We start from the raw sequence: 575 nt of genomic DNA on the forward strand, positions 1-575 counted from the left end.
TCATCTGCTTGATATTTCAATTGAAACTCAGCTATTAGATGTTTTGTATCACTTTCGTTATCCAGTTTTCAAGGTACAAGGTTTATTCCCAAAGGGAATGTTGGTGGAGCCAAGCGGGATCGAACCGCTGACCTCCTGCTTGCAAGGCAGGCGCTCTCCCAGCTGAGCTATGGCCCCATAAGGGTTATACTCAACTTATTCAGTTGATAATGGTGGGCCTTAGTGGACTCGAACCACCGACCTCACCCTTATCAGGGGTGCGCTCTAACCAGCTGAGCTAAAGGCCCGTTCTATTCACTTGAATCCAAAGCAGAAACCTAATCTTTGCGTGACGATTCACCGATCATCCCGAACTTAATCGAGGTCGGCTAGAAGCACGCCAGTATACGGGTTCAACTTCTAGAGCATTCTAGAATCAACATCATCATTACAACGACATTTGATCTAGCACACTCGCTTGGCGACGTCCTACTCTCCCAGGACCCTGCGGTCCAAGTACCATCGGCGCTGGAGGGCTTAACGGTCGTGTTCGAGATGGGAACGTGTGGTTCCCCTCCGCCATCGCCACCAAACGA

2 tRNA genes and 1 rRNA gene are annotated in these 575 nt (G+C 49.7%); all 3 read right to left on the reverse strand.

Features of this window, described 5'->3' with window-relative positions:
- Positions 1-101: 101 nt before the first annotated feature.
- Positions 102-177, reverse strand: a tRNA-Ala gene (locus ACRRU2_RS28605).
- A 33-nt stretch (positions 178-210) separates the two neighbouring features.
- A tRNA-Ile gene (locus ACRRU2_RS28610) sits at positions 211-287 on the reverse strand.
- 168 nt (positions 288-455) lie between these two features.
- Positions 456-572, reverse strand: a 5S ribosomal RNA gene (gene rrf / locus ACRRU2_RS28615).
- Between the last annotated feature and the right edge of the window lie 3 nt (positions 573-575).

This window comes from Paenibacillus sp. GXUN7292 (genome assembly GCF_050864975.1).
Taxonomy (GTDB): Bacteria; Bacillota; Bacilli; order Paenibacillales; family Paenibacillaceae; genus Pristimantibacillus.